The sequence below is a fragment of the Rhizobium sp. NZLR8 genome, assembly GCF_019685025.1.
Classification (GTDB): domain Bacteria; phylum Pseudomonadota; class Alphaproteobacteria; order Rhizobiales; family Rhizobiaceae; genus Rhizobium.
Window position 1 is genome coordinate 25405 of record NZ_JABDVY010000021.1, and the last position, 24758, is coordinate 50162.

The 24758-nt window shown below is 57.9% G+C and carries 25 protein-coding genes and 4 pseudogenes; 20 read left to right on the forward strand and 9 right to left on the reverse strand.

What is annotated here, in order from left to right:
• Positions 1-273 precede the first annotated feature (273 nt).
• Entirely contained in the window at positions 274-2055 is a 1782-nt protein-coding gene (locus tag HJB89_RS30325) for a M48 family metalloprotease (protein WP_131704928.1), read from the reverse strand.
• On the reverse strand, positions 2018-2488 hold the full coding sequence (locus HJB89_RS30330) for a hypothetical protein (RefSeq protein WP_018516661.1): 471 nt from the start codon (positions 2486-2488) through the stop codon (positions 2018-2020). Before HJB89_RS30330 ends, HJB89_RS30325 begins: the two co-directional genes overlap by 38 nt.
• A gap of 83 nt (positions 2489-2571) precedes the next feature.
• Between HJB89_RS30330 and HJB89_RS30335 the strand changes: the two are divergent.
• Positions 2572-2888: pseudogene (locus HJB89_RS30335) on the forward strand (hypothetical protein).
• A gap of 294 nt (positions 2889-3182) precedes the next feature.
• Here the strand turns inward: HJB89_RS30335 and HJB89_RS30340 are convergent.
• A pseudogene (locus HJB89_RS30340) lies at positions 3183-3482 on the reverse strand (SOS response-associated peptidase); the annotation flags it as partial.
• A gap of 263 nt (positions 3483-3745) precedes the next feature.
• Between HJB89_RS30340 and HJB89_RS30345 the strand changes: the two are divergent.
• The 3 genes from HJB89_RS30345 (at position 3746) to HJB89_RS33870 (ending at position 6016) form a co-directional block, all read left to right on the forward strand.
• The gene (locus HJB89_RS30345) at positions 3746-4828 is read left to right on the forward strand and encodes a hypothetical protein (RefSeq protein WP_018516659.1); all 1083 of its coding nucleotides are present in this window, start codon (positions 3746-3748) and stop codon (positions 4826-4828) included.
• The gene (locus tag HJB89_RS30350; RefSeq protein ID WP_018516658.1) at positions 4825-5736 is read left to right on the forward strand and encodes a GSU2403 family nucleotidyltransferase fold protein; all 912 of its coding nucleotides are present in this window, start codon (positions 4825-4827) and stop codon (positions 5734-5736) included. Before HJB89_RS30345 ends, HJB89_RS30350 begins: the two co-directional genes overlap by 4 nt.
• A 97-nt stretch (positions 5737-5833) precedes the next feature.
• Complete coding sequence (locus tag HJB89_RS33870) at positions 5834-6016, forward strand: aminoglycoside phosphotransferase family protein (protein ID WP_077979373.1); 183 nt, start codon at positions 5834-5836, stop codon at positions 6014-6016.
• A 93-nt stretch (positions 6017-6109) separates the two neighbouring features.
• Here the strand turns inward: HJB89_RS33870 and HJB89_RS33490 are convergent, their stop codons facing one another.
• Positions 6110-6658, reverse strand: a complete 549-nt coding sequence (locus HJB89_RS33490) for a hypothetical protein (RefSeq protein ID WP_018516657.1) — start codon at positions 6656-6658, stop codon at positions 6110-6112.
• On the opposite strand from HJB89_RS33490, the gene HJB89_RS33495 reads away from it, so the two are divergent.
• From HJB89_RS33495 to HJB89_RS33500, 8 genes and pseudogenes are all read left to right on the forward strand, one after another.
• Positions 6617-6808, forward strand: coding sequence for a putative metallopeptidase (locus HJB89_RS33495; protein WP_245275163.1), 192 nt, complete (start codon positions 6617-6619; stop codon positions 6806-6808). The two genes, HJB89_RS33490 and HJB89_RS33495, sit on opposite strands and share 42 nt — an antisense overlap.
• 293 nt (positions 6809-7101) lie before the next feature.
• Positions 7102-8334 (forward strand): glycine betaine/L-proline ABC transporter ATP-binding protein ProV, encoded by a 1233-nt coding sequence (gene proV / locus HJB89_RS30365; RefSeq protein ID WP_018516656.1) that lies wholly within the window; start codon positions 7102-7104, stop codon positions 8332-8334.
• Positions 8335-8356: 22 nt separating this feature from the next.
• Positions 8357-9238: a proline/glycine betaine ABC transporter permease gene (locus tag HJB89_RS30370; protein ID WP_011654140.1), complete on the forward strand. Its 882-nt coding sequence runs from the start codon at positions 8357-8359 to the stop codon at positions 9236-9238.
• 64 nt (positions 9239-9302) lie between these two features.
• Positions 9303-10175, forward strand: a complete 873-nt coding sequence (locus HJB89_RS30375; protein WP_018481131.1) for a glycine betaine ABC transporter substrate-binding protein — start codon at positions 9303-9305, stop codon at positions 10173-10175.
• 68 nt (positions 10176-10243) lie between these two features.
• Positions 10244-10534: a helix-turn-helix domain-containing protein gene (locus HJB89_RS30380; protein WP_011654142.1), complete on the forward strand. Its 291-nt coding sequence runs from the start codon at positions 10244-10246 to the stop codon at positions 10532-10534.
• A gap of 49 nt (positions 10535-10583) precedes the next feature.
• Positions 10584-10928, forward strand: coding sequence for a hypothetical protein (locus tag HJB89_RS30385; RefSeq protein ID WP_018516654.1), 345 nt, complete (start codon positions 10584-10586; stop codon positions 10926-10928).
• 166 nt (positions 10929-11094) lie between these two features.
• Entirely contained in the window at positions 11095-12075 is a 981-nt protein-coding gene (locus HJB89_RS30390) for an IS5 family transposase (protein ID WP_018516653.1), read from the forward strand.
• Between the two features lie 460 nt (positions 12076-12535).
• Positions 12536-12663: pseudogene (locus tag HJB89_RS33500) on the forward strand (DUF4158 domain-containing protein); the annotation flags it as partial.
• 15 nt (positions 12664-12678) lie between these two features.
• Here the strand turns inward: HJB89_RS33500 and HJB89_RS30395 are convergent.
• Entirely contained in the window at positions 12679-13698 is a 1020-nt protein-coding gene (locus HJB89_RS30395) for a 1-aminocyclopropane-1-carboxylate deaminase (protein ID WP_018481130.1), read from the reverse strand.
• 143 nt (positions 13699-13841) lie between these two features.
• Between HJB89_RS30395 and HJB89_RS30400 the strand changes: the two genes are divergently transcribed.
• Positions 13842-14318, forward strand: coding sequence for an Lrp/AsnC family transcriptional regulator (locus tag HJB89_RS30400; protein ID WP_018481129.1), 477 nt, complete (start codon positions 13842-13844; stop codon positions 14316-14318).
• 154 nt (positions 14319-14472) lie between these two features.
• Here the strand turns inward: HJB89_RS30400 and HJB89_RS33505 are convergent, their stop codons facing one another.
• From HJB89_RS33505 to HJB89_RS30415, 4 genes and pseudogenes are all read right to left on the reverse strand, one after another.
• Positions 14473-14607, reverse strand: coding sequence for a hypothetical protein (locus tag HJB89_RS33505; protein WP_018516652.1), 135 nt, complete (start codon positions 14605-14607; stop codon positions 14473-14475).
• Positions 14604-14849 (reverse strand): annotated as a pseudogene (locus tag HJB89_RS30405) (hypothetical protein); the annotation flags it as partial. The pseudogene HJB89_RS30405 and the gene HJB89_RS33505, both read right to left, overlap by 4 nt.
• Positions 14850-15043: 194 nt before the next feature.
• Positions 15044-16711 carry an FAD-dependent oxidoreductase gene (locus HJB89_RS30410; RefSeq protein ID WP_018516650.1) on the reverse strand — a complete coding sequence of 556 codons (1668 nt, stop codon included), beginning with the start codon at positions 16709-16711 and terminating at the stop codon, positions 15044-15046.
• Positions 16712-16765: 54 nt separating this feature from the next.
• Positions 16766-17185, reverse strand: coding sequence for a MarR family winged helix-turn-helix transcriptional regulator (locus HJB89_RS30415; protein ID WP_018516649.1), 420 nt, complete (start codon positions 17183-17185; stop codon positions 16766-16768).
• Between the two features lie 344 nt (positions 17186-17529).
• Between HJB89_RS30415 and HJB89_RS30420 the strand changes: the two genes are divergently transcribed.
• The 7 genes from HJB89_RS30420 to HJB89_RS30450 all read left to right on the forward strand — a co-directional run bounded on the left by HJB89_RS30420 (position 17530) and on the right by HJB89_RS30450 (position 24683).
• Entirely contained in the window at positions 17530-18945 is a 1416-nt protein-coding gene (locus HJB89_RS30420) for an aminomethyltransferase family protein (RefSeq protein WP_018516648.1), read from the forward strand.
• Between the two features lie 149 nt (positions 18946-19094).
• Positions 19095-19964, forward strand: a complete 870-nt coding sequence (locus HJB89_RS30425) for a methylenetetrahydrofolate reductase (RefSeq protein ID WP_018516647.1) — start codon at positions 19095-19097, stop codon at positions 19962-19964.
• A gap of 189 nt (positions 19965-20153) precedes the next feature.
• Positions 20154-21323, forward strand: coding sequence for an ABC transporter substrate-binding protein (locus HJB89_RS30430; RefSeq protein ID WP_018516646.1), 1170 nt, complete (start codon positions 20154-20156; stop codon positions 21321-21323).
• Positions 21324-21390: 67 nt separating this feature from the next.
• Complete coding sequence (locus tag HJB89_RS30435; protein ID WP_018484502.1) at positions 21391-22254, forward strand: branched-chain amino acid ABC transporter permease; 864 nt, start codon at positions 21391-21393, stop codon at positions 22252-22254.
• Positions 22251-23240, forward strand: a complete 990-nt coding sequence (locus HJB89_RS30440; protein ID WP_018516645.1) for a branched-chain amino acid ABC transporter permease — start codon at positions 22251-22253, stop codon at positions 23238-23240. The genes HJB89_RS30435 and HJB89_RS30440 overlap by 4 nt, the downstream gene beginning before the upstream one ends.
• Complete coding sequence (locus HJB89_RS30445) at positions 23237-23986, forward strand: ABC transporter ATP-binding protein (RefSeq protein WP_018516644.1); 750 nt, start codon at positions 23237-23239, stop codon at positions 23984-23986. The genes HJB89_RS30440 and HJB89_RS30445 overlap by 4 nt, the downstream gene beginning before the upstream one ends.
• On the forward strand, positions 23979-24683 hold the full coding sequence (locus tag HJB89_RS30450) for an ABC transporter ATP-binding protein (RefSeq protein WP_018516643.1): 705 nt from the start codon (positions 23979-23981) through the stop codon (positions 24681-24683). The genes HJB89_RS30445 and HJB89_RS30450 overlap by 8 nt, the downstream gene beginning before the upstream one ends.
• Positions 24684-24758: the final 75 nt, after the last annotated feature.

Genomic DNA, 24758 nt, shown 5'->3' on the forward strand with positions numbered 1-24758 from the left:
GAAATCATGTCGCGACTATGAAAGCGTCAATGGCAGAGGCACTTCGAGCAACAGGCCCGAGGTACAGGGCGTTGGAGAAATATGTTGTTTCCCAGAAGCAGGTTCAGCGCAATTTAAACGGTAGGTGATTCAGGAAACCGGACAGTCGCTGGAGCCCTTGGGTCGCAATGAAAGGAATCAGGATAACGCCCCTCCGGCGGACGCTTCCGAATTCGTCGCCCGATCCTCGTTTCCCTCCGAATTTGCCGCACCCGCTTCGATAAAGACCCGACATCAGCGGCGCTCCGCAAGACGAATGATCGAAAGCACGCCCCCACCAACCAGAAGCGATACCGGCACGAGGAATGCCCAAGGTTTTGGTGGTGCTGGGGTCGACCCAAACAGCAGATCAACGAAATTGATCGTAAAGGCAGGAAAGTCGAAGCGTAGAAAGAACGCGATCCACTGCGCTCCTACGAGTATGCAGCCCAGAAAAACCCCGTCCCATAAATCGTGCCGGCGGACGCGGCGCAGCTGCTGCAGAAGAATGGGGACGACGCTGACGGAAACAAAAGCAATTGGCAATCCGCTCAATGAATCCGCCCAGGATGTGGTTGCAATAAACCAGTCGACCATATTGGAGTGCATGGCCTGACCGTGTCGATAGGCTGACTCCAGTGCCTCGTTTGCGCCGGGTACCGTAAGCCAGGTCAAGAACGAGAGTGTCAATTCGACAAGGCGGGTGCCGCCAAACAGGGGGAGGAGATAGACCGCCTGCATGGCCGCGACGAACAGCACTCGCGTACTTATCGAGAATCCCGGCAATGCACCGCTGCCAGCCAAAACAAGGGACAGGGCGATGTTCATCAGCAAGGCGGAGCCGCATATCAACTGGCCGATGCATCCGATCCAGAACAACTGCGGCATGAGCAGTAGTGCCGGGTTGAGATACATTAGCGCAGGTAACATCATAGACATTGCGAAATATCGAAATTTAGGTGCCGCAAGCCGGTCAGGGCGCGTTAGGATTTTCAGGCGGTCCACCGTAGGAGGATGCGTTACCGCCGGATCAAATAGCGACTTGAGAATGTCCGGCCATGTCGATGACGCGACGGCGCCGTCGTCTCGAAACGTCGCAACAAAACTCTCCAGGCCGCCACCGAAGTGCGCAGCCATCAGGTCAGCACGGGTTTCGATCAACGACGAGATGAACCCGGCATAGCGCCGCAATATGAATAGGCTGATCGGAGCGGGAATGAGCATGAGGACGCAGGCCAGCAAGGAACTGAAGGGGCCAGCGATGCCGTTCGGAGTCGCGTCCCCACTCAAAAGGCCTGCAAGTTCGTCATAGACCCACCAGCCCCAATAGGCCGCAGCGAAAGGGCCGATTATTGCCAGCGTGCAGATGATTGATGACCGAGCGACGAGGAAGGCTCGATCGATGCTGGCTATGCGGCGGACGTCGCCGCACCACACGTGCGCCATCTCATGCAACAGAATGAAATCCACGATCTGTTGCTTTGAGCGAACATGGGTCCAAAGGGCGTGGCTCACCGCGATGGCCGGATTGGGAATGTCGGCGAGCGCTCGCGCACCGACGAATTTGCCGGCGTAATACCATGAAATTTCAGGGACGCCCGCCCCTGGTTTCGCAAATTGGAGCCAGAGTGAGCCAACACGTTCCGCAAGAATTTCCGCTTCGTCATCCTCGAACTCGGTATCGCTGCGCTTGGATGCTGGTCCGTAGAGGAACAAGCGCCAGCCTGATCGAGCAACACCGGTTTTTGCCAAACGTAGATGAAGGGGGACACTGCAGCCCATCAGCAAAGTGACGCCGCAAGCGGTGGGCAGAACCCAATGCGACGAAATGCCAAGGAACGAGGAGATGGCCATAGACACCGAAAACGGCAGCGAAAATGCGACGAGAACGATCCCAAATACAGGTACAAGAACCCAGCAGAAAATTGCCTCATGAATGGCAATTTCGCCCCGGAGCCCGCGAATGAGTGAGGGGACGCTGCTGTTGCTGTCCGGCGCGCTAATGGCGCAGCTCGGCGGCAAGTCGGGTGGTGTCACGCAAAGCCGCCTTCACTCTATCAACTTCGGCAAGTTCAATTCCCAGTCGGTTAGCCTCCGATTCCAGACGGGCTTCGATCTCAGCAAGCAACGGTTTGCTCGCGGGCCCTTCCAGTTGCGCCAGGAAATGCGTGCGGACCACGTCGGTCGTCAACTCTGCGGCTTTCGTCGCCAAACCATCCGTAAGTTTTTTCAGATAGGCCGACCAGAATGCCTTCAGGGCTTCCAATACCACGATTGTGAGTACCGACCCGACAATCTCCATGCCGAAGTCGTTCGGTCGCTGCTTGGTGTTGGCCTCGGCATCGTCGAGCGGGACACCGGCCTCGGCCCTCTTACGCATCTCTCGGACAAGCGCCCGGCTTTCGGGGTCGCCACTCAGCTTGAACAGCTTGTCGCTGAGCCACAAGGCATCGTCATCTATTTCGCGCATGGAAGCTCCCGCAATTCAGCTCGATCCTTGGTTCAAGACTGGCTCAAGTCTGGAATCGACGCAAGTCGTACACCGGCTTGGCCATGAACAAGGCCGCGGCTTCCGCGGCGGCAAAAACACCTCCACCTATTCTGGCGACGTTCGAAGAGGCGCTTGCGCAATTGTCCGATGGCTATTTGGCGGTCGGCCATGGGCCGTGACCGTCAAGCGCTCGGAGGATGGCAAACGGATCTGGCTCTACGGCGAGGAGCTTGGCGGAACAGATATCGTCAGCTTCAACGTCTATCGATTGGCTGGGCCGGGGTCGATATTGAAGCCGTGCGAAATGTCCTCCGCCAAGGTGATCGAGTTCGTTCTCGGTTTCGAGCCAAGCATAAAGAAGCCTCCGTCTCCACCATAGTGGCCGAAAGATGAGCACAGGATCCATATTGCATTGCAGCAAGTGCATGGCTGCACTGCGATCTGAGCGCTGGCGCTCGAGGCAGCCTCTGGTATGTTCGCACCAACGAAGCAATGCACCTCCTCCCGCAGAGCTTCGTGTTTCAGGCGACCCACTCCTCCTCCCAAGGGGAGCCTGACGGAACAACGGCACTCCTCCTCCCAGCCGGTGTTCAATATTTCGAGAAGCCTGCCGCACCTCCTCCCGCGGCAGGCTTTTTCGTTTTCCGATCCATTCAAGCTTTGAGTTCAGCTGTCAAAGCAGACTGGCCTGTTCCACCGGCTCTCCGGATTTCGACACGATCGTGGATCCGTATGGTTCGCGGGACGAGATGATCAGCGCGTCGTTGGGTAGTGGACGGGCCAGTTCCCTGGCCTCTTCCCAGGGTGCCCGCATCCAGGTGTCGGTCTCTTCCTTGGTGAGCAACAGGACCGGCATGGCCTTGTCATGAATCGGCTTCACCAGGTCGTTGGGATCCGTGGTCAAAAACCCATAAAGATCGTCGGTCGTCAGGCCGTCCCTGACCTTTCGGACACTCTGCCATTGCGGCACATGAGAGGAATGGGAATATTATCCTGAACATGAGAAATCCGCAGAATACCCATGGGAATCAGCCCTCTAGCGGCCAGCGGATTTTTTTCCGAGCGTTTGGGAGCGCTAATCCCTTTGTGTGAATTGCGGGGACAAGTCGGTATCGCCCTTTTGCCGCGCGGGACGGAGCTTTGCACAGCAGTTTGCGTTTGTTTGCTGCGCAGTACATATAGACATTTCCGCGGATATGCGGCATAAGAGCTATATTTGCTGCGCAGGGAATATCTATGGAAGAGTCCGTAGCCTTCGATATGTTGAGTGAGTTGACGGCCAGCCTCACGGAGGCAGGCGGGGAAATCACGTCCGAGCCCATGTCTGAGTCGCAGATGGGAAACTCTCACGCAGATTTCCTTATAGATGCGCGATTTTTTGATGCGCCTCTCAAACTTGTTGTCGAGGTCAAAAGATCAGCTTTTCCAAGAGACGTCAGGGAAGCAATCTGGCAGCTGAAGAAATACATTGCCGCCATGCCGCCAGGCAATTCCAGAGTTCTCCCCCTATTGATGGCCGATACCATTTCCCCAGGCGCACGTGCACTCCTGCGCGAGGAGAAGATCGGTTATTTCGATCGTAGCGGCAGTCTCTATCTTTCGGCCGACAATCTCTTTGTTCTCGTCGAAAAGCCAGCCTCGAAGCAGCAGGCTCGATCGCTCAACAATCTGTTCGTTGGAAGTCGCGCAAAGGCCCTCCATGCCGTCTGGACATTTAAGGACCAATGGTTCGGTGTGCATGAACTGGCCGAGCGGGCATCCGTATCTCCCACAACTGCATCCCAGGTTCTTATCGAACTAGAGCGCCGCGAATGGGTGAGCTCCAAGGGTGCCGGTCCATCGAAGGAAAGGATACTCTCCAATCCCCGCGCGCTGCTTGACGAGTGGTCTTCCTATGTCGCTTCGATCAAGCCGAAGCCGCTCCGCTCGTACTATATGCGGATGACCAATATCGATGAGGCGATCCGTGAGATTGACCGCATCTGCGATGAGACGGGAGTTCGCTACGAAATTTCCGGGCTCATGGCCGGGCAGATCCATGCACCGCACCTCTCGAAGATATCCCAAATCCATTGCCGCATCGATCATGGCGGCGAAAGCCTTCTTCGAAAACTGGGAGCAAAGGCTGTCAAAGAGGGCTGGAATCTGGGAGTTATAGACTCTAATCCACGCCACGACTTTCTGTTTCGCCAACGGGTCGGTCATGTCTGGGTCACAGATCCACTTCAAACCTACCTCGATCTCCTGCAGCTTGACAGCGGTCGCTCAAAGGAACTGGCCGACCATCTTCGGCTGACAAAACTCGCGGTACCCGAATGACAAAGCCCCAGATACTGACTGAATACAGTGCCGATGTTACCCGCGACTGCGAGCGCGTCCTGGTTATGCTCTTCAGCGGCCTCGGCCCCTGGCGTGATTCCGTCTTTCTGGTCGGTGGGCTTGCACCGCGCTACATCGTCACCAAGAGTCCGCCTGACGTCCCGCCTCATGCAGGAACCGGTGATATCGATGTCGTCGTCGATCTGTCGATCCTCGCCGACACAGAGGCATACCGGACGCTCGAGCAGAACCTCAAAAAAATGGGTTTCGAGCGTGCGCAAAATGACAAGGGCAATAAGGTCAACTGGCGTTGGCAGACCATGACCGAGCACGGCATTCTCGTCATTCTGGAGTTCTTGGCAGACGATCCGAAGCTCCGGGGTGGCGCGTTGCAGGAACTGCCGACGGAAGGAAATGTTTCTGCGGTGAATATCCCTCACGCGTCGCTCGTGTTCGGGCACCACGATCGGATGGAAGTCACCGCTGATCTGTTGGGTGAAAAAGGCCGCTCGACAGAATCCATCCTCTACGCCGATATCGTGGCATTCACATGCCTCAAGGCGTTTGCCTTTGATCACCGGCGTGAGCGCAAAGATGCGCACGATCTCGTCTACTGCCTCGAACACGGAGAAGGCGGGCTCGCCGGCGCAATCGCCAAATTCCAAGAGGTTCTGAAAGGCAACGATCGGGAGGTCATCGAACGTGCCCTGACGCTTTTGCTCACCCGCTTTTGTGATCCGGCGCCAGACGAAGGCTACCTGCGCGAAGGCAACGTTGCCGTGGCGCAGTTCGAAATTGAAGGTGCTGCAGACGACACGGAAATCAGAGAAGCCCGGATTTTGCGCCAGCGTGCCGTCAATGACATCATGCTCGAGTTTTTAAGCGCGCTTGGTATTGCGTTCAAGTGATGCTCGGAGCGCGGGCCGCAGGCGGTGAACTCGACGTCGAGCATCATCGCCCTCCGGCCAACGCGGCCAGAAAGCGCAGGATTTTTCCGCACCACAAATGGCCGAACACGGCCAAGACGACGAGGCAAGTGCCATTATATGTGCGGCTACCGCGCGACTCCATCAAGCAAGAAAGCATCAGTTGCCCGAGCTGCTTCCACTGGCGCAATGGTTTAACGCAATCTTGGATCGACCGCGCCAGGGTAGGCGCGTCTTTGAACGGAGGCACCGTAGTCGGTAGTCAATATGGTCGCTGCTCCGCTGGCCTATGCGAGTATTCCGACTGTTGCGACTTGTCACAAAGCATCGCGAAAGGCGCACCTAAACATACCACTTACTGGATCAGGCGCACGTCACTTGTAACCGGCAGCGTCCCCGGGGTAACGCTGAGCGCAACAAGCTGGGCGAGGATCGAAAAGACTTGTTTGGTGTTTTCGGCGCCCCTCTCTGGGACGCAATAAGCCGAGCCACGGTAGACTGTGGCGGCAAAGCAGTTGTGCGATCGTCCCCGAGTGACTTTGATAATCGATGTGTCGGTCGCCCGCCGAAGGGCCTCCTCCGTCTGGAGCCTGAAGGCATTGGGGTTGGATCGCATCAATGCTCCAAGATAACGAAAGACAGCAAAAGGCGAGCGCAGGGAAATGGAGAAGGTGAAGGAAGCTTCACCTTCTATATCGTTGTGAAACCTTACTACGAGGTCCTTCGGCGTCGCGCCCGTGCCCGACCAGTTCGCGCTGCAGATCTGGCCAGGGCCCTGACGGACTAGGTTGCGCTTGAAGGCGTCGTCGCTGTGTTCGGGTCGGTCCCTGATTTCATAATCACGATCGATGCCAACTTCTGGATGTCTGCAAGCGACGCTCAGGCCCGCGCCCTCATGGAGCATGAGCTATCGCACTGTGCGCAGGAGCTCGACGACTTCGGAGCCCCGAAGTTCCGCAAGCGTCGGATTCACCCGAAGCCGCGCACAACGCCAGGGTCGCAGAAGCCCAAAACAGCCTATTTTTGCGCCATTACGATGACCCGCTGGCAATAAATTTCATTTTTTTATGGACATCGAGCGTATATCCACCTACATAGCGTTCAACGCCTCCGCCGAAGCGCTGGTTTCGAATGGAACATGAAGCGCCGAACGCAGACGTTACTGTCGAGGATTGCCATTATGGCAGAGCCATACTTGGATGGCCAGATACGTGATTAAATCAATAACGCTTTTCTACATTGAAAACACAACCGACACTTGGAAATGCACAGCAAATACTGTCGTCTCGACAAGCGTCGGCTAAAAAAGGAGAATGCCTAGCCTCTTGAGCTCGGCGCCCAAATTATATGAATTCTGCAACTGAAAAAGACGCGCCGACACAATCGGCAACGACCAAGATCAGCCTCAAGAACATCTACAAAGTCTTCGGCGAGCATCCGAAAAAAGCCTTCGCACTACTGCGGGCCGGAAAGACCAAGTCTGAAATTCATGCAGCAACGGGCTGCTCGATCGGCGTCAACGACGCCAGTTTCGATATTCGTGCCGGCGAGATATTCGTGATCATGGGCCTGTCGGGCTCCGGCAAATCAACGCTGCTGCGCCTTCTCAACCGACTGATCGAACCGAGTTCCGGATCGATCGAGATCGATGGCCGCGACATCACCGGCATGTCGCGCAGCGAGCTGATCGCGCTTCGCCGCCGCGACATCAGCATGGTCTTCCAATCCGTTGCACTGCTGCCGAACCGCACGGTCCTCAACAACGCCGCCTTCGGTCTCGAAGTCGCCGGTGTCGGCGAGGCCGGCCGCAAGCAGAAGGCACTGGCGGCGCTGAAGGCCGTCGGCCTCGATGGCTATGCCAACAGCCGCCCGGACCAGCTCTCCGGTGGCATGAAGCAGCGCGTCGGCCTTGCCCGCGCACTGGCCAGCGAGCCGACGATCCTGCTGATGGACGAAGCCTTCTCGGCCCTCGACCCGCTGATCCGCACGGAAATGCAGGACGAACTGGTTCGCCTGCAGTCGGAACACAGCCGCACCATCGTTTTCGTCAGCCACGATCTCGACGAGGCGATGCGCATCGGCGACCGGATCTGCATCATGCAGAACGGCAATGTCGTGCAGGTCGGCACGCCCGACGAAATCGTCACCCAGCCGGCCAACGACTATGTTCGCTCGTTCTTCCGCAATGTCGATGTCGCCCATGTCTTCAAGGCCGGCGATGTTGCCCGCAAGTCGCAGGTGACGATCATCGAGCGCGAAGGCGTGTCCGCTGCCGCAGCGCTCGAGCGAATGAAGAACTACGATCGTGAATACGCGATCATCCTCGGCCGCGACAAGACCTATCACGGCATGATCAGCCAAACTTCGCTGATCGAGAAGATGCGGGCCAAGGCAGCCGACCCCTATCGCGGCGCTTTCCTGACCGAGATCCAGGCCATTCCGGCTTCCGAGCCTTTGTCGAACGTGCTCGGCAAGGTCGCCGCTAGCCCATGGCCGGTACCCGTCGTCTGCGATCGCAACCGCTATATCGGCTCCATCAGCAAGTCGGCGCTGCTCGAAACGCTCGATCGCGCCAGCTGACCCCAAACACATCGGATATACTATGAACTTCGATATCGGAAACGGCATCGACGCTGCCGTCAATTACGTCCTCGACAATTTCTCACCGCTGCTGGACGCCATCGCCGCGACCATCGGCTTCGTCACGGATGGCATCCAGAATGCCCTGCTGGCTATCCCCATGCCTGTCGGCATCGCGATCTTCGTGATCCTGTCGCTCTGGCGTGTCGGCATCGGCTTTGCGGTGTTCACCGCGCTCGGCCTGCTGCTCGTCAATCACATCGCCCTCTGGGGCCCGATGATGGAGACACTATCGCTGGTGATCGCCTCGACGCTGATCGCCATGCTGGTCGGCCTGCCGCTCGGCATCTCCATGGCGCGCAAGGATTCCGTCGCCGCCTTCGTGCGCCCTGTTCTGGACCTGATGCAGACCATGCCGGCCTTCGTCTACCTGATCCCGGCCGCGATGTTCTTCGGCCTCGGTGCCGTACCCGGCGCGATCGCCACGGTGATCTTCTCGATGCCACCGGTGGCCCGCCTCACCAATCTCGGCATCCGCCAGGTGGATGGCGAATTCATCGAGGCCGGCAATGCCTTCGGCTGCACCGCTACGCAGTTGCTCTTCAAGGTGCAGTTGCCGAATGCCCTGCCCTCGATCATGGCCGGCATCAACCAGACGATCATGTTGTCGCTGTCGATGGTGGTGATCGCCTCGATGATCGGTGCCGGTGGCATCGGCAACACGGTACTGACGGGCATCCAGCGTCTCGATGTCGGCACCGGCTTCGAAGGCGGTATCGCCGTTGTCATCCTGGCCGTCATTCTCGACCGGATCACCCAGAGCCTCGGAAAACCCCGCGCCGCCTTCTGGCTGGGACTGTTCCGCAAGACCGAGCGCGAGGAACTGGCGACCGCTACCGCCTGACCCCCGCGTCAGACCAATGCGGGCAACGACCCGTCTAATGCGAACCTTCACAAAAGGAGCACATATGTTCAAAACACTCGCAACCCTCGGCCTCGCCGCCGCCCTTCTCGTTGGCACCGTCACAGCGACCATGGCTGCGGATGCCAAGCCGGTGAAGATCGGCTGGGCCGCATGGTCCGACGCCGAATTCGTCACTAAGCTCGCTGCCAGGCTGATCGAGACCAAGCTCAACCAGAAGGTCGAGCTTGTGCAGGCAGACGTGGCGCCGCTCTACCAGGGTGTCGGCCGCGGCGATCTCGATGCGATGATGATGGCCTGGCTGCCGCAGACCCATGCGGACTATTATGCCAAGGTCAAGGAGAAGGTCGAGACGCTCGGCACCGTCTATGACGGCGCCAAGCTCGGCTGGGTCGTCCCGGACTACATTCCCGCAGACCAGATCGGCTCGATCGAGGATCTCAAGAAGGAAGACGTCCAGAAGAAGCTCTCCGGTACCATCCAGGGCATCGACCCCGGCGCCGGCCTAACGCGCCTGTCGGAGAAGGCCGAGAAGGATTACGGGCTGGGCAGCTACAAGCTGCAGATCTCCAGCGAAGCCGGCATGCTGACCACCGTCGATCGCGCCGTGCGCGGCGAAAAGTGGTTCGTGGCCACCGCCTGGAGCCCGCACTGGATGTTCGGCAAGCACCAGCTGCGCTACCTCGACGACCCGAAAAAATCGTTGGGTGAAGCCGAGCACGTCGACATTCTGGCGCGCAAGGACTTCAAGTCGGAATTTCCCAAGGTTGCCGACTTCCTGTCGCGCATGAAGCTGCCGATTCCCGATCTGGAAGCGGCGATGTTTACCGCGCAGCAGAGCTCCTATGATCAAGCAGTCGACAAGTACATTGCCGACCACCCCGACCAGGTGAAGAGCTGGATCGGCGAGGAAGGCTGATCTCCGACATCATGCTCCAGCACCATCGTGCTGGTGAGCATCTTCGCAAGATCGAGCAGGAGCGACAGTTGTATATCGACAGCCCGGACACGTTCTACACGACTGACGACACCATCGGCGGCCGGATATCGCTGGCGCGCGACGCGAACGGCCTGTCGGTCGAAGCCGCCGCCCTCGCAATCGGCATCGCGGCAGGCACCTGGATCGACTGGGAAAACGATCGTGACGCTCCCTTCCCCGACCGCCTCGTGATGATTGCCGAAGCGCTCGGGGTCAGCCTGGCGTGGCTCGTCAGCGGACGTGGCGAAGGGCCAACCTGGATCACCAGTGACAACGCTTCTGCCTTTCGTCCGGACTGACGGCCAACGGCCGCGCCAAACGATTTCAGCAGGACAAGGAACGACATCGATGGATACCAGCACAATCACATCCCAACTGACGCAGAACATACCTGGGGCGCCGACCCTGGAAGCAGGATCGACAACCGGCCAGCCGATCGATCTCTCCGCCATGCACGCCCTCTATTCGGATATGGGATGGCTGATCGCCGAGCGTTTTTCATCGCTTGAAGACCGCCAGAGGGTATTCGAGCTGATCGAGCTCGGCATGCGAAGCGGTGACCCCAAACTGAAGCATGCGGTATCGACCGGCTTGATCGAAGCGATGATTTCCCGCACCGGCGCGCAGCCGGCGAGGTGGCGACAGATCTCGGCGGAGCTCGGACCGTTGTCCGTTGCCTATATCCACGGATAGCTTTTTCCCCTGCCAAGTTCCGCCCATCTCGGCCGGCATCAGCGTGGATCGCAGATGCCGGCCTGTTCGTCTTCGGCCAGCCCCCTTCCTCGTGGCGTTGTTGCGTGGATCACCCGGCGACTGATATTGAGCGGTTGTTTGCAGTCTCCTGATCCGGATTTCGACGATGCCGCACACGTTCGATGCCGATCGGCGGGACAAGATTGCCAAGCAGAAATATCAAGTGACGAATTGGCCGGCATATATTGAAAGCCTGCGTCAACGTGGTGATTTGACCATCTGGGTGAAGGATGAGGCCCTGTCTTTATGGACGGCGCGGAGGCGGACATCGCGGGGTGGTCAGCCGAAATACTCGGATCTGGCGATTACGTTGTGCTTGACCCTGCGCGTCGTCTACGGGCTGGCGCTACGCCAGACCCAAGGCTTGATGCGCAGTGTCGCGGCGCTGATGGGGTTCGATATTGCCGTGCCTGACTTCTCCACCCTGTCTCGCCGGAGCAAAGGGCTGGCGTTGCCGTCGACAAAGTCCCGACCCGCAACATCAGGTCCGGTCCATCTGGTTGTCGACAGCAGCGGCTTGAAGGTCTTCGGCGAGGGCGAGTGGCTGGAAAACAAGCACAAAACCAAGGCCAAACGCAAAAGATGGCGCAAACTGCACCTTGGTCTCAATCTTGTCAGTGGTGAGATTGTTTGTTCCGATCTGACCGCGGATGATGTCGGCGATCCGACAGCGTTACTAGGACTTCTGGACCAGATCGGTGGCCCCGTCGAGAAGTTCATTGCCGACGGCGCCTATGATGGAACGCCAACCCGAGATCTTCTGGCGACACGCTTTGGTGAGATCGTGGAGGTCATTATCCCACCTCCCAAGACTGCCGTTGCCAGCCCTCAATCGGTGCTGGTTCCATCTGTCCGCGATCGCCATATAGCAGAAATCCAGACCAAAGGGCGGATGGCATGGCAGAAATCCACCGGCTACAACAAGCGCGGTCGCGCTGAGACCCAGATGGGTCGACGGAAGGCTGTGATCGGGCCCAAACTCAAAGCCCGAAATTTTGACAATCAGAAGACTGAAGCGAAGATTGGCGTCCGTGTTCTTAACAGGATGACAGAACTTGGCCGGCCCAAGTTCGAGCGCGTTGCATGAAAAATGCAGTGGATAGGGTTGCCTTGTCCAAAGTCTGATCCATGCAACAGTGCTGTTGGTGGGAGCCCAGGCACGTGATATTGCGGCACGGTGACAAATGCCCGATGTCACCGCATTTATTCTTCCACCAACCGCAACACTGGCGGGGCTCCACATGCGCGGAACGCCTTTAGGTCGACTTGAACCATCGGGCCACGCGGCGTGTGCATGGTGAGGGTGCTGATATCGACATCAATACCGGATTTGTGTACGTCGCGGATGGCGTCGTTCATTTGTTGAAGGGCTGCGCCTAGTCTTTCCTCAGCATGCTTCTGTCTTGCGAGGTGAGATGTCATGGTTGTCCTGATCGTTTGCTGTTCGCTTTCCGCTTATGCGGGTAGCTTTTTGGTCCGCGCTGGGGTTATCTCATCCCTGGGGAAACGTGCGCGGATCCACGGAAGTTTTTCGTTATAACAGTCGAGAAGACAGCCTCATCCGACACTATTCGTTTTCACTGTCGGATCGACTGGAGATCGAACTGCGGAGGCGTGATCATAATCGGCTCGGCTTGCCATTCAGCTATGTTTAACGCGATACCCGGGCCGGTTAACCTGACGGTGCCAATCACCCGTCCTTGTAGTAATAGCTATAGCCGTTGAGCGCCGGGGCGCCGCCGAGATGGGCGTACAGCACCTTCGAGCCCTCGGGGAAGAAGCCCTTGCGTGCGAGATCGATCATCCCCTGCATCGACTTTCCCTCATAGACTGGGTCGGTAATCATCGCCTCGGTGCGCGCCGCGAGCCGGATCGCCTCGTTGGTCTCCTCCGAGGGCACTCCATAGGCGGGATAGGCGTAGTCAGGGTTGATGACGATCTCGTCTTCACGCACCGACCGACCAAGGTTCACGAGTTCCGAGGTCGCATCGACGATCTTCCGCACCTGATCCCGCGTCTGCTGGAGGGTGCCCGAGGCATCGATGCCAATCACCCGGTCGGCCCTGTCTAGTGCGGCAAAGCCGACGATCATTCCGCCCTGGGTTGAACCGGTGACAACGCAGACGATGATATAGTCGAAGATGAAGCCGAGGTCCTTTTCCTGTGCCGCGACTTCCTCGGCGAAGCCGACATAGCCGAGGCCTCCGAACTTGTGTACCGAAGCGCCAGCCGGGATCGCGTAGGGCTTGCCGCCCGCATCCTCTACCGACTGAATCGCATCCTCCCAGCTCTTGCGGATGCCGATGTCGAACCCATCCTCGACCAGCCGGCTGTCGGCGCCCATCAGTTTCGTCATCAGGATATTGCCGACACGGTCATAGACCGCATCGTAGTGCGGTACCCATTTCTCCTGGATGACGACACATTTCATGCCGATCTTCGCCGCAGTCGCAGCCACCATGCGGGTATGATTCGACTGGACCCCACCGATCGACACCAGCGTATCCGCGCCGGAGGCGATCGCGTCGGGCACGATATATTCGAGCTTCCTGAGCTTATTGCCGCCCATGGCGAGGCCGGAATTGCAGTCGTCGCGCTTGGCATAGATGTCGACCTTGCCGCCCAGCGCCGCAGTCAGCCGCGGCAGGTGCTCGATCGGCGTTGGGCCGAAGGTGAGCGGGTAGCGTTCGAACTTTTCCAACAGTGACATCGATCAGGGCCTCCGTGCCGAATTTGTGGTCGAAGGCTAGTAGATATCGTTTGAAAGGTGCTCTCTAATTTTGCTTTAAAAGCTTTCTTTATCGGCGTAATTTTTCGGTGGTAGAATCCACTTCTTCAATAATACGAGGTAAAATGAAAGAGTCTTCCACAGAGGATTTCGATAGGATAGACCTCAAGATTTTGCGCGCCCTGCAATCGGAGGGCCGGCTCAGCAATGCCGATCTCGCCGAGCGCGTGAATGTCAGTGCTGCAACTTGCCACAGGCGAACTCAACGCCTCTTCGAGGAGGGCTACATTACCGGCGTGCGGGCGGAAGTCGCGCCGGGCGCCGTAGGCCTCGGCGCGATGGTCATGGTTGGCGTGGTACTGGATCGCTCCACGCCTGAGAGCTTTGGTGCCTTTGAGGGCGCGGTCATGGAGCTGAAGGAAGTACTGGACTGCAATTTGGTCGCCGGAGATTTCGATTATCTCCTGAAAATCCGCGTCCGCGACATGGCCGATTTCAACAAGCTCCACGGCCAGAAGCTTATCGCCCTCCCAGGCGTGCGCCAGACGCGCACCTTCTTCGTGATGAAGGAAGTCAAGGAGAACGCGAGGTTGCCCTTCTAGCGTCGTCGGCAGCTATTGTGGATGCAGCATCTATGGTCCGGTTCCGCGCAGACAGCGGATGTCAGGCGACTTTTTCTGACATCACCGGCCCCACGCTCTGTGCATCAAACATACGGTCTCACCGTTCACACGATGGAGGCACTCCATGGCGAGGTTATTTGTAGGTCTGCGATAGTTCAGTCTCCCGACGATCCTTGATGCGCAGCTGCACCAGCTTGACGCCAAGCGGTACCAGCCGGGCAATCCACTCGGCGCCGTCGACGATCAGGTAGAACGGATCAAGCTTCATGTGAACACCGCCTTTCCGATCACCGGCGTGGAGGGGACGGCCATGTCGCGTGGCTCCAGCACGCCAGCGTCAAAGGCCTGCTTGCCGGCGGCGATTGCCGCGGCAAAGGCGGCTGCCATCGCCGCGGGATCTCCGGCGCCGGCAACGGCGGTGTCGAGCAGAACCGCATCGAAACCGAGCTCCATGACCGCAGTTGCGTGCGACGGCCGGCCGATGCCGGCGTCGACGATCAGCGACACGTCGAGAGCGGGATCGAGATGCTCGGAATGAAGCAATGGGAAACAAAGGGCGTGAAGGTCGACCTAACTGATCTAATAAGGCGTCGCCGGTTCAGATCCTTTCAAGAGCAGGCATGGCGCATCGACTGATCACCTCAACCAGTACCCAAAGAGAACTAAGGTCGGTGGACTGCAATCACCACCGCGGTTACGCCTCTTCATCGCTTTGCTGGGATATGGCCCAGGACAGTCTCGATGATTTGAACGGCGTCGCCATCGCCATCTCCGCGCCAAGCGATGACCTGGTCTGGCCGAATGAGCACAAGCGGCTCGCGATAAATTGCCCGGAGTTGATCCTCTTTTATATCGACGACGGTAAGATCCATTCCGGCCATTCTAGCGGCTGTAACGAACTCGGTTCCTGGCGAGGAGGAGGGGCGAAGCCGCAGGAGGGTCCATTCAAACCCAAATCGGTCGAACAATGACGTTTGACAGTTCAACCAAACATGGGGCGCTCTGCCCCCGGGCGCGGCATTTGGAACGTAGACTTCCGGCAGGTCCGGAGCTTGTCCTTCCCCTTCGGCGAGGATTATCGGTGAATGGTCGTAGCGAGCGCCGAACGTCACGCCGGGTATGTTGAACTCGGACCGCCCATGTGCCTCCAGATAGGCGCCGGCTTCCCGTCGCAAATCCGATCCGAGATCCGAGTCCGCCTCGATGTCGGGTTTCGGGACGTAGTTTCCGATGGATTCGGCGAACGCCCGAGCGAAACCGGTGTTTCGCACGGCCACCGGGCGTCGCTCCAGTTCATAGGTATCGAGAAGGAATGACGGTGCATTTCCTTTCACAACAGAGGCGAGTTTCCAACCTAGATTGACCGCGTCATCCACCGCCGTATTGTACCCCAAGCCACCGGCTGGCGTAAAAAGATGAACCGCGTCACCGCCGAGGAATATCCGCCCAGCCTGAAACTTCTCGGCGACAAGGGCAAACCCGGCCGTCCAGGTGCCGCGAGAAAGAATTTCCCCCTCAACGGGATACCCGACCACCGTCTGGAACATCTTCAGCGCTTGCGCATCGGATATATCGTCTTCGCTCTCGCCTTCCTTTAGTTGGGTGTGAAAAGCAAACTCGCCTTTGCCGTCGACGGCGGCCATAAACGCCCGGCGCTCAGGATTGAACGCCACGTTCATCCAGGCGGGTGCAAAGGGAACAACCTCATAGAACTGCGGGCAGCGAAGATAGAGGGCAAACATTTTCCCGCCGAAGAAATCTCTGACTGCCCCGCCATCGCCCTGATATCGAATGCCAAGTGTCCGACGTATGAAGCTTTTCGCGCCGTCTCCTCCAATAAGATACTTGGCTCTTACGGAGCGCGTGCTCTCGGAGCCGACCTGACTTGCGGCCATGGTCACGGCGTCACCAACGTCTTCGAACCGGGATATCCGCCACCCGTAGTTCACCGAAACCGTAGACAGAGCTTCGGCGTGCTTACGCAGAACTCGCTCGACAAACTTCTGAGAGACACGGTGGGGCAATTCGGCCGCGCTCCAGGATCCTGTCATTGTCAGGATCTTCTCGCGCGCCTCTTTGGCTGAGGGAAGGCGAAAGCGCGCCAATTCATGGTGAGCATATCGCGTGAAATATGCGATATCGGTTGGAAAATCTTCAGGCATGCCGAGTGCACGGATCTCATCCGCAAATCCCAGGCGTCGAAAATGCTCCATCGTCCTTGCCTGAGTGGCATTGGCCTGGGGATTGAAAGCCGTCGAAGGTTTCTCGTCAAAGAGAATGGTTGAAACGCTTCGGCGGCCAAGCTCATTGGCCAGCATCAGTCCGAATGGACCGCCACCCGCGATAGCGACATCGTAAACTTCGTGAGTCACGGTAAAACCTCCCAAATCCGCTGGCGCGAAAATAGTAAGGAAACCGGACCAATGTCAATCGACTTGATCACTCTCTTTGTTGATTTGACACTCTACATATTTCCCGAGTGCTTCCACCATGAGATCGACCATTGCCGGCCCGAGCTGATCACGCATCTCACCTTCTGCCACCTCCAGGCTTTGATGAAAGGCCTCCAGCCAAACGAAGCCGCTGTCTGTGAAGCATACGAGCTTTGCCCTGCCGTCGGCGGGATCTTGGCGTTTTTCAATGAGGCCGGTTCGTTCCACCTGATCGACCAGTTCACTCATCGATTGCTTTGTGAGAGAGGCGCGTCGCGCGAGTTCAGTGAGCCTGGTCCCGTCCTCGTCGAGGTTTCGGGTTAGATTAATGTGTGCCGCGGTAAGTTCGGAATGCCCTTTGGCTTTCAGATTTTCGATGATCCTGTTCTCGAATATCCTGACGGCCTCATTCATCCGGCGGCCAATGTTGCTCCTGCGCCATGCGTTTCGTAAAATCATTTTATACCACCTCGGAAGCTATCAATTTATACGAGTAAGCCTGCGGCAAGTATTTTTCCAGCCCCTCGATTTAAATTGGTTGACATGTACCGCTCTCACAAAATATGGTCAGGATACCGTACTAAATAAGGCGTCTTGGAGGAGGCTTTATGAAGGCGAGGCTCTTGCGGCCGAAATGGGGACCCACTGTGCTGCACATGGTTCTCGCCACCAAAAGAACAGTCGACTCAATAGGCCACCCGTCGACGTACAGTCAAATCGCTCAGCAGAGCGGAACATAAGAGGAGGATGTCTGAGCAATGGTAAAGGCAAACGGCGCGCGATCACTACAGGATTTGGTCGACGAGAAAGCCAACCTCGTCGAGTATTTTTACAACGACACGCTTGCGCCCCATTACCGGGCGCGTACCGGGCTCACCGCTGCGTTCATTCCGCCGGAATTCACAAACTGGCGCGACGAGCAGCGTGCCTGGCGCGAGACCGCGATCCTGTTCGACCAGTCACACCACATGCCGGAACTGATGCTCAAAGGTCCCGATGCATTTCGTCTGCTTGAAAAGCTCGGCATCAACAGCCTGGCGAATTTTACGATCGATCGCGCCAAGCAATTCGTCGCTTGCACGCCACGCGGCCATGTCATCGGCGACTGCGTCGTCTACAGACTTGCCGAGGAAAAGTTCGAGCTAATCAGCGGCATGCCTGTCCTGAACTGGGTACAGTTTAACGCGGAACAAGGCGGCTACGACGTGACGATCGAGCGCGACGACCCGACGCCTTACAACCCGACCGGCAGGCGCTGGTTCTACCGTTTCCAGTTGGAAGGTCCCAATGCTGGCCTGATCTTCAACGCTGCGGTCGAGGGGGGCGCCCCAGAGATTGCATTCTTCAGAACCGCGAAGGTTAAAATCGGCGGATGCGAAGTGCTCGTTCTGCGGCATGGAATGGCGGGCCATCTGGGAGCAGAGCTTTCCGGACCGTACGAGGACATGGAAAAGGTGCGCGCCGCGCTGCTTAGAGCCGGTGAGGCGCATGGGCTGAAGCAGGGCGGGACGAAGACCTATTTTAGTACGATCTTCGAATTTGGCTGGATGCCTTACCCACTGCCGGGTATCTACACCGGGGAAGAGCTGCGCGATTTTCGCCAATGGCTATCTGGAAACGGTTGGGAAGCGAACGCCCAACTTGGCGGCAGCTTCGTCTCGGATAATATCGAAGATTACTACGTCACCCCGTGGGATCTCGGCTACGGCCATATTCTCAAGTTCGATCATGACTTCATCGGGCGCGAAGCCCTGGAAGCCCTGCCCGTGGAGAAGCGGCGCCAAAAGGTCACGCTGGTATGGAACCGCGACGACGTTGCGGCAATCTTTGCGTCTTGCCTCGGAGACGGGCCACGATACAAGGCTATAGACTTGCCGGTCGCCTATTATGGCTGGCCCCAGTTCGATGAGGTGCGGGGTCGGGATGGCATGCTCGTCGGTCACTCCTGCCATTGCGGTTACAGCAACAACGAAGGCGAAATGCTGTCTCTCGCCATGCTCGACGTCCAAAACGCGACTCCCGGGACGGAAGTGACGCTCACCTGGGGAGAGCCTCGTGGCGGGTCCCGGAAGCCGCATGTCGAACGGCACGAGCAGTTCAAGGTCAGAGCGGTCGTGGCGCCCGTTCCCTATGCAAGTTCCGTTCAAAAGATGAAGCGCGCTGCGATCAGCTGACTATTGCCGGTATTCGCTCAGCGCATCTTCGTCAGAGCGAACACCGGTGTTGTCCTGGCTACGGATACCCTGCGGTCTGCTACTCGGCAACGTTCACATTCTTCTTGCTCAATGAGAATTCGCCTGTCTCGCAGGCGGGATGGGTTTTTATGGCTATGTCGCAAGCAATACATCTCCGAGACCAGAGCGATGTACTGGATGACTTTTCGGTGGAAGTGACGACAAAAGATACCACACAGCTGGCGGCCATGTCTGACGCGATCCCCAAAGGCACGATCATCTCGATTCCGTTTCTGTCAACGGAAAGCGATGCCGACCGGATTAGGGCGGCCAAAATGGTCCGACAGGCGGGATACGTACCCTTGCCTCACATTGCCGCCAGACGTCTGGGGTCGGAATCCATGCTATCGGCAATGCTGTCGGCGCTTGTCAATGACGCCCAGGTGAGCCGATTGCTCCTAGTCGCGGGCGATGCCGACCCTCCCAAGGGCCCGTTCTTGGATACCGCTACGATCTTGCGTAGCGGTATCCTCGAACAGCATGGGATCAGCAATGTCTCGATAGCCGGGCATCCGGAAGGACACCCGGTCCAGAACGCTGCCATGCTCACCAGTGCGCTGCTGGAAAAGCGACTAATCATGGAAGCAGCAAATATCGAGTGGTCGATTTTCACTCAGTTTGCGTTCGCATCGGAACCCGTACTTGCCTGGATAGGTGAACTGCGTCGATTGGGTATCGAAGTCCCGATCCACATCGGTATTCCTGGCCCGGCAAGCGTCAGAACGCTATTGAAATTTGCAGCGGTTTGCGGCGTTTCCGCATCCACATCCGTCCTCAAGAAGTACGGTCTATCGATCACTCAGTTGTTGTCGAGCGCGGGGCCAGACGCTCTGGTCAATGAGTATGCTACCGGCTTGAGCAACGCCGAATATGGCGATGTTCGTCTGCATTTCTATCCGTTTGGAGGGCTACACAAAACAGTGGACTGGTTGCAAGAGTACCGGACGCGACCTTCCTAAGGCGCCGGTGTGATTGTCAGGACGCCTGACTAGACTGGAGCATTTCCGACTCGGACAACACGGATAGGCGGTCCATGAATGCGGAGAAAACTTGACGTATTAGTACGGTTTCCGTACCAATACTAGCGGAGGAAGTGGCGCTTCAGCGTCAAGGCGCCCGGACGCTTTTCCGGTTGGGAGGGAAAAAATATGACATTTTCGAAATCGACGTTGTATCTCGTCGCATCGGCTGCGTTTTTCGTAACCGGCACGCTCGCTCAGGCCGAGACGATCAAGGTCGGCGTTATCGCTACATTCTCCGGGCCAAACGCAATCTGGGGCAAGCAATTCCGCGAAGCGATCGATGTCTATGTCGCGCAGCACGGAGACGAGGTTGGCGGTCACAAAATTCAGTTCATCTACAAGGACGTTGGCGGACCCAACGCCGACGCCAGCAAGGCAGCGGCCCAGGAACTTCTTGTCCGCGACGGCGTGAAGTATCTTGCTGGATTTGACTTCACCCCCAATGCCGTTGCGGTCGCTCCCCTGACAAAGCAGGCAAAGGTGCCGGCGGTGATTTTCAATGCCGCGACATCATCGATCAACAAGCAGTCGGATTTCTTTCTCCGCACAAGTTTTACGTTGACGCAGCTCGCTCAACCGGCAGCCGAGTGGGCGGCCCAAAATGGCTCCAAGAAAGTCGTGACTGCCGTTTCGGATTACAATCCCGGCATTGATGCAGAAACGGCCTTCTCCGCCTCTTTTGAGAAAGACGGCGGGGCGGTTCTCGAAAAGATCCGAATGCCGCTTCAGACCAATGATTTCGCGCCATTCATGCAGCGTATCAAGAGTTCCGGTGCCGATACCGTCTTCACTTTCCTGCCGGTGGGCCCAGCGACGTTCGCTTTCACCAAGGCCTATAATGAAAATGGCCTGAAAGCTGCTGGCGTTTCTTTCCTTGGCGGTGGCGAGACCGACGAGACCACACTTGATGCGCTTGGAGACCAAGCTATCGGCCTGGTGACCGCATACCACTACTCCGATGTCCACGATTCTGCGCTGAACAAAAGCTTTGTCGCAAAACTGCAGGAACTTCATCCGGGCTCGCGCGCCAACATGGCATCAATCGGCGCCTATGACGGCGCGGAGTTGATCTACCGGATGATCAAGGCTGCAGGGTCTGACGGCACAAAAGCCATCGAGGCGGCCAAGGGCATGGAATGGGAAAGCCCACGCGGGCCGGTGAAGATGGATCCGGTCTCACGGACGGTGGTGCAGAATGTCTATCTTCGGCGTGTTGAAAAAGGCGCGGACGGCAAACTGGTCAATCGGGAGTTCGCGACTGTCCCGAACGTACCGGACCTCGGCTTCAATCCCTGATCCACGGTGAGCGTGGCGGGAGTTTTCCGCCACGCAACGCCCGACCTCGCAAATCTCAGGTTAGAGAATGTCCCTCATTCTAAGTATCGTCGTCGATGGCGTCGCCTACGGGATGATATTGTTCATGATTTCCGTCGGACTTTCGATCACGATGGGGCTCATGCGCATTATCAACCTTGCGCACGGCGGGTTTGCCCTGCTTGGCGGCGCAGCCGTTCATCTGCTCACCACACGTCTGGACGTAGCGTTCATTCCGGCGTTCCTCGTCGCCGTTCTCGCGGTTGTCCTCGTTTCCGTGCTTCTCGAGCGGCTGCTCTATCGCCACATCTATGGCTTCAACGAGTTGGGCCAGGTGTTGGCGACCATTGGAATCGTCTTCATCATGATCGCAACCGTCAATCTGTTCCTGGGCTCCACGATCCTGCCGCTTGGCGCCCCGGCGATTTTCACGACACCGATCGATCTCGGGTTCCGGACGCTACCGTTCCACCGGCTGGTCGTTATCATTTCCGGTTTGCTTGTGCTGGCCGGTCTCTGGTTGCTGATGGAAAAAACAAGGTTCGGCATCTACTTGCGCGCAGCTGTCGACAACAGGATTGCGGCCGCCTCGCTCGGCATCAACACGCCGCTCGTCTATCTCGTTGCATTCGCCACCGGCGCCGGTCTCGCGGCGGTAGGAGGTATACTCGGTGCGGAACTGCTTCCGATCGAGGCCTACTATCCGCTTCGTTATATGGTGCTGTTCCTGATTGTTGTGTCTGTGGGTGGACTTGGCAGCATTTCCGGCTCCTTCCTTGCTTCGATTAGCCTTGGGATTCTCGATACGGCTGGTCGCTATCTATTGCCGGGCATTGGTACCATCTTCTTTTTCGTGGCGATTGTGGTGTTGCTCGCGCTTCGGCCCAACGGTCTGATGGGGAAAGCGCAATGATGGACCCCGCCCTTTCGACGTCGCCGAGGCGCGCGCCGACCGCCCTGAGCTTCCTCATCCCGTCCATTTCCGTCGTGGTCGGTGCGAGCCTTGCCTTTCTGATATTCCCGTACGACCTGTCGTTTCTAACCCGGATCGTCATCATGATGATCTTCGTCGTGTCATTCGACCTCATTCTCGGGCAGGCGGGAATAGCAACACTTGGTCACGCGGCCATGTATGGATGCGGCGCCTATGCCGCGGGACTAATTTCGCTTCACCTGTCGCCCGACCCGCTGCTCGGGCTCCTGGTCGGTGCCGTGGCGGGCGCAGTGATGGCGTGGATTTCCGGGCTTGTCCTGCTTCGCACCCACGGCATAACTCTGTTGATGATTTCGATAGCCGTGACCATGGTTCTTCAGGAGACCGCATCCCAGGCACGTTGGCTAACGGGCGGCGCCGACGGCCTGGCCGGCATCACGGTTGGACCGCTGCTGGGGCTGTACGAATTCGATTTTGTTGGACAGGTCGCCTTCATCTACAGCGTGTCCATTCTTGCAGCCGTTTTACTGCTCTGTCAGGTTCTGATCGGCTCCCCGTTTGGGCTCGCTCTTAGAGGAATTGAAGGCAGCGCCAGCCGGATGCGCGCAATCGGTACGCCGGTCTATCGCCGAAAGGTGACGGTCTACGTTATCGCTGGCGCTATTGCCGGAATTGCCGGCGCCCTTGCGGCCCAGGTGACAGGCCTGGTTGGCATCGAAGTGTTCAATTTCTCCTTGTCTGCCGACGTTATGGTGATGCTGATCCTGGGAGGAGCCGGGCGGCTGTATGGCGCGCTGGTCGGGACATTGATCTTCATGGTGGTCCATCATGTCGCGGCAAGCATCGATCCCTTGAACTGGCTCTTCGTGATCGGCTTCATGCTTCTCATCGTGGTCTTCGTGCTCCCAAAGGGTCTTGTTGCTCTCCCAGGTCGCTTGGCGCGATTGCTCAGGAGGACGTCATGAACGACGGGCTTTCCATTGTTGGACTTTCGAAAAATTTCGGAGGCCTGCAGGTCGCCCGGGACCTGACTCTCACGTTGCCGCGGGGCTCGCGCACCGCACTGATCGGGCCAAATGGTGCCGGCAAGACGACTTTCGCAAATCTCCTGACCGGTGTCCTGAAGCCGACATCGGGCAAGATCGTGCTGAACGGTCAGGATATAGGATCCCTGAGCGAATCGGCTCGGGTGAGGGCAGGCGTCGCGAAAACCTTCCAGATAACCAACCTGTTTCGCGACCTGACCGTTCGCGAAAACTTGCGACTGCCTATACTGGAGCGGGAAGGCCGCACGCATCAGTTCTTTCGTCGGGCGGACGGGTGGAGCGATATCGAGGCTGAGATCGCCCGATTGATGCAGGATCTCAATATCCAGTCGCTGGCAGACAAGCCGGTGCGTGGACTGGCTTACGGGCAGCAGCGGCTGGTGGAATTGGCACTGACACTGGCGGTGAAGCCGAAGGTTCTTATCCTGGACGAGCCGGCGGCAGGCGTACCCTCCACCGAAAGCCATTTCATCGTGGAGGCCATCAAGCGGCTTCCGCAGGATCTGTCGGTCCTCATCATCGAGCATGACATGCAGTTAGTGTTCGAGGTCGCAGACCGTATCATCGTGCTGGTGAATGGCGCAATCCTGATGGAGGGCACGCCCGACGAGGTTGTCGCCAACAAGCAGGTTCGCGAACTTTACCTGGGAGCGGGCCATGTCTGACATTCTCCTCGAACTGGACGGTGTCGTGGCCGGCTATGGCGATACCCATATCATCCGCAATGTTTCGATCCGCGTTCCAAAAGGCGAGCGGCTGGCGATCGTTGGGAGAAACGGCGTCGGTAAAACCACCTTGCTCTCCACGATCATGGGCCAGACACGGCAACACGCCGGAAGCATCAAACTCAGGGGGGCGGCGATCGATACGCTCGCCTCGCATCAGAGGGCGAGACTGGGGATTGGCATCGTGCCGCAGACCCGCGACATTTTCGGATCGTTGACGGTCGAGGAGAACCTGGTTGCGGGACTTCGGAATGGATCGACTCTGGAAGAGGCTTACGATCTGTTTCCTCGGCTGAAGGAGCGTAGTTCCAACGGCGGGCGCCAGCTTTCCGGAGGCGAACAGCAAATGCTGTCGATTGCCCGTGCTCTTCTGGGAAAGCCGGAAATCATTTTGCTGGATGAGCCGCTGGAGGGGCTGGCACCGGTTATCTGCGAAATGCTGATGGACGTTTTCCACAAGCTGGCCGATCAGGGCCACACGATCGTTCTGGTGGAACAGCATGTCGGCCTGGCACTCAAGTTTGCAGAGCGCGTCATTGCGCTCGACCAAGGCAAGATCGTCTTTGAGGAAGAGGCGGCAAAACTGGCCGCCAATCGCACCGAACTCGACCGTTTTATCGGTCTTTCCGCCCAATAAACCGGCGCGGACGGCAGACCAGGCACGATGGCCTTCCATGAGCTCAGCGGGCTGAAGCATTTGTCGGGAAAGCCC

Excerpts from the sequence above, each read along its gene's own strand:
- HJB89_RS30330 (WP_018516661.1), bottom strand. The coding sequence starts at position 2,488 with ATGCGCGAAATAGATGACGATGCCTTGTGGCTCAGCGACAAGCTGTTC.
- HJB89_RS30345 (WP_018516659.1), top strand. The coding sequence starts at position 3,746 with ATGGAAGAGTCCGTAGCCTTCGATATGTTGAGTGAGTTGACGGCCAGC.
- HJB89_RS30350 (WP_018516658.1), top strand. The coding sequence starts at position 4,825 with ATGACAAAGCCCCAGATACTGACTGAATACAGTGCCGATGTTACCCGC.
- HJB89_RS33870 (WP_077979373.1), top strand. The coding sequence starts at position 5,834 with ATGGCCGAACACGGCCAAGACGACGAGGCAAGTGCCATTATATGTGCG.
- HJB89_RS33495 (WP_245275163.1), top strand. The coding sequence starts at position 6,617 with ATGTCTGCAAGCGACGCTCAGGCCCGCGCCCTCATGGAGCATGAGCTA.
- HJB89_RS33490 (WP_018516657.1), bottom strand. The coding sequence starts at position 6,658 with ATGCTCCATGAGGGCGCGGGCCTGAGCGTCGCTTGCAGACATCCAGAA.
- proV (WP_018516656.1), top strand. The coding sequence starts at position 7,102 with ATGAATTCTGCAACTGAAAAAGACGCGCCGACACAATCGGCAACGACC.
- HJB89_RS30370 (WP_011654140.1), top strand. The coding sequence starts at position 8,357 with ATGAACTTCGATATCGGAAACGGCATCGACGCTGCCGTCAATTACGTC.
- HJB89_RS30375 (WP_018481131.1), top strand. The coding sequence starts at position 9,303 with ATGTTCAAAACACTCGCAACCCTCGGCCTCGCCGCCGCCCTTCTCGTT.
- HJB89_RS30385 (WP_018516654.1), top strand. The coding sequence starts at position 10,584 with ATGGATACCAGCACAATCACATCCCAACTGACGCAGAACATACCTGGG.
- HJB89_RS30390 (WP_018516653.1), top strand. The coding sequence starts at position 11,095 with ATGCCGCACACGTTCGATGCCGATCGGCGGGACAAGATTGCCAAGCAG.
- HJB89_RS30395 (WP_018481130.1), bottom strand. The coding sequence starts at position 13,698 with ATGTCACTGTTGGAAAAGTTCGAACGCTACCCGCTCACCTTCGGCCCA.
- HJB89_RS30400 (WP_018481129.1), top strand. The coding sequence starts at position 13,842 with ATGAAAGAGTCTTCCACAGAGGATTTCGATAGGATAGACCTCAAGATT.
- HJB89_RS33505 (WP_018516652.1), bottom strand. The coding sequence starts at position 14,607 with ATGAAGCTTGATCCGTTCTACCTGATCGTCGACGGCGCCGAGTGGATT.
- HJB89_RS30415 (WP_018516649.1), bottom strand. The coding sequence starts at position 17,185 with ATGAATGAGGCCGTCAGGATATTCGAGAACAGGATCATCGAAAATCTG.
- HJB89_RS30420 (WP_018516648.1), top strand. The coding sequence starts at position 17,530 with ATGGTAAAGGCAAACGGCGCGCGATCACTACAGGATTTGGTCGACGAG.
- HJB89_RS30425 (WP_018516647.1), top strand. The coding sequence starts at position 19,095 with ATGGCTATGTCGCAAGCAATACATCTCCGAGACCAGAGCGATGTACTG.
- HJB89_RS30430 (WP_018516646.1), top strand. The coding sequence starts at position 20,154 with ATGACATTTTCGAAATCGACGTTGTATCTCGTCGCATCGGCTGCGTTT.
- HJB89_RS30435 (WP_018484502.1), top strand. The coding sequence starts at position 21,391 with ATGTCCCTCATTCTAAGTATCGTCGTCGATGGCGTCGCCTACGGGATG.
- HJB89_RS30440 (WP_018516645.1), top strand. The coding sequence starts at position 22,251 with ATGATGGACCCCGCCCTTTCGACGTCGCCGAGGCGCGCGCCGACCGCC.
- HJB89_RS30445 (WP_018516644.1), top strand. The coding sequence starts at position 23,237 with ATGAACGACGGGCTTTCCATTGTTGGACTTTCGAAAAATTTCGGAGGC.
- HJB89_RS30450 (WP_018516643.1), top strand. The coding sequence starts at position 23,979 with ATGTCTGACATTCTCCTCGAACTGGACGGTGTCGTGGCCGGCTATGGC.